This window comes from Pseudomonas sp. NFPP25, from assembly GCF_900116505.1.
Taxonomy (GTDB): Bacteria; Pseudomonadota; Gammaproteobacteria; order Pseudomonadales; family Pseudomonadaceae; genus Aquipseudomonas; species Aquipseudomonas protegens.
Genome location: NZ_FPBG01000016.1, coordinates 1 through 2558 on the forward strand (window position 1 = coordinate 1; position 2558 = coordinate 2558).

The 2558-nt window shown below is 50.5% G+C and carries 2 tRNA genes and 2 rRNA genes; all 4 read right to left on the reverse strand.

Going from position 1 to position 2558, the window contains the following annotated elements:
• Nucleotides 1-1336: ribosomal RNA gene (locus BM382_RS31330) — 23S ribosomal RNA — on the reverse strand; the annotation flags it as partial.
• 233 nt (nucleotides 1337-1569) lie between these two features.
• Nucleotides 1570-1645, reverse strand: a tRNA-Ala gene (locus tag BM382_RS31335).
• 10 nt (nucleotides 1646-1655) lie between these two features.
• Nucleotides 1656-1732, reverse strand: a tRNA-Ile gene (locus tag BM382_RS31340).
• Nucleotides 1733-1855: 123 nt separating this feature from the next.
• Nucleotides 1856-2558, reverse strand: a 16S ribosomal RNA gene (locus tag BM382_RS31345); the annotation flags it as partial.

Genomic DNA, 2558 nt, shown 5'->3' on the forward strand with positions numbered 1-2558 from the left:
ACCGACTAACCCTGCGTCGATTAACGTTGCGCAGGAAACCTTGGTCTTTCGGCGTGGGTGTTTTTCACACCCATTGTCGTTACTCATGTCAGCATTCGCACTTCTGATACCTCCAGCAAGCTTCTCAACTCACCTTCACAGGCTTACAGAACGCTCCTCTACCGCATCACTTACGTGATACCCGTAGCTTCGGTGTATGGTTTGAGCCCCGTTACATCTTCCGCGCAGGCCGACTCGACTAGTGAGCTATTACGCTTTCTTTAAAGGGTGGCTGCTTCTAAGCCAACCTCCTAGCTGTCTAAGCCTTCCCACATCGTTTCCCACTTAACCATAACTTTGGGACCTTAGCTGACGGTCTGGGTTGTTTCCCTTTTCACGACGGACGTTAGCACCCGCCGTGTGTCTCCCATGCTCGGCACTTGTAGGTATTCGGAGTTTGCATCGGTTTGGTAAGTCGGGATGACCCCCTAGCCGAAACAGTGCTCTACCCCCTACAGTGATACATGAGGCGCTACCTAAATAGCTTTCGAGGAGAACCAGCTATCTCCGAGCTTGATTAGCCTTTCACTCCGATCCACAGGTCATCCGCTAACTTTTCAACGGTAGTCGGTTCGGTCCTCCAGTCAGTGTTACCTAACCTTCAACCTGCCCATGGATAGATCGCCCGGTTTCGGGTCTATTCCCAGCGACTAGACGCCCTATTAAGACTCGCTTTCGCTACGCCTCCCCTATTCGGTTAAGCTTGCCACTGAAAATAAGTCGCTGACCCATTATACAAAAGGTACGCAGTCACAGAACAAAGTCTGCTCCCACTGCTTGTACGCATACGGTTTCAGGATCTATTTCACTCCCCTCTCCGGGGTTCTTTTCGCCTTTCCCTCACGGTACTAGTTCACTATCGGTCAGTCAGTAGTATTTAGCCTTGGAGGATGGTCCCCCCATATTCAGACAAGGTTTCTCGTGCCCCGTCCTACTCGATTTCATGACTAAGAGATTTTCGCGTACAGGGCTATCACCCACTATGGCCGCACTTTCCAGAGCGTTCCGCTAATCTCAAAGCCACTTAAGGGCTAGTCCCCGTTCGCTCGCCACTACTAAGGGAATCTCGGTTGATTTCTTTTCCTCAGGGTACTTAGATGTTTCAGTTCCCCTGGTTCGCCTCTTGCACCTATGTATTCAGTACAAGATAACCATCTTATGATGGCTGGGTTCCCCCATTCAGAGATCTCCGGATCAAAGTCTGTTTGCCGACTCCCCGAAGCTTATCGCAGGCTACCACGTCTTTCATCGCCTCTGACTGCCAAGGCATCCACCGTATGCGCTTCTTCACTTGACCATATAACCCCAAGCAATCTGGTTATACTATGAAGACGACATTCGCCGAAAATTTGCATTCTTAATTAAAAGAGAACTCACAAATTTTACCTTAGCCTGATCCGTTACCAGTGAAAGTAACGTTCAGTCTATCTTTCTATCACATACCCAAATTTTTAAAGAACGATCTAATCAAAAGACTAGAAATCAACATTCAAAGTGAATGCTCATTTCTAAGCTTTCAGAAGCAGTTTATGGTGGAGCCAAGCGGGATCGAACCGCTGACCTCCTGCGTGCAAGGCAGGCGCTCTCCCAGCTGAGCTATGGCCCCATAACAAAATTGGTGGGTCTGGGCAGATTCGAACTGCCGACCTCACCCTTATCAGGGGTGCGCTCTAACCAACTGAGCTACAGACCCAATTTCGAGCTTGTAACTGTTAGCTTGGAGCTATCAGCTTGGAGCTTAAAGCTGCTTCTATCGTCTTCTTCAATGAATCAAGCAATTCGTGTGGGAGCTTATGAAGCAGCTGATGTCGTCGATTAAGGAGGTGATCCAGCCGCAGGTTCCCCTACGGCTACCTTGTTACGACTTCACCCCAGTCATGAATCACACCGTGGTAACCGTCCTCCCGAAGGTTAGACTAGCTACTTCTGGTGCAACCCACTCCCATGGTGTGACGGGCGGTGTGTACAAGGCCCGGGAACGTATTCACCGCGACATTCTGATTCGCGATTACTAGCGATTCCGACTTCACGCAGTCGAGTTGCAGACTGCGATCCGGACTACGATCGGTTTTATGGGATTAGCTCCACCTCGCGGCTTGGCAACCCTTTGTACCGACCATTGTAGCACGTGTGTAGCCCAGGCCGTAAGGGCCATGATGACTTGACGTCATCCCCACCTTCCTCCGGTTTGTCACCGGCAGTCTCCTTAGAGTGCCCACCATAACGTGCTGGTAACTAAGGACAAGGGTTGCGCTCGTTACGGGACTTAACCCAACATCTCACGACACGAGCTGACGACAGCCATGCAGCACCTGTCTCAATGTTCCCGAAGGCACCAATCTATCTCTAGAAAGTTCATTGGATGTCAAGGCCTGGTAAGGTTCTTCGCGTTGCTTCGAATTAAACCACATGCTCCACCGCTTGTGCGGGCCCCCGTCAATTCATTTGAGTTTTAACCTTGCGGCCGTACTCCCCAGGCGGTCAACTTAATGCGTTAGCTGCGCCACTAAGAGCTCAAG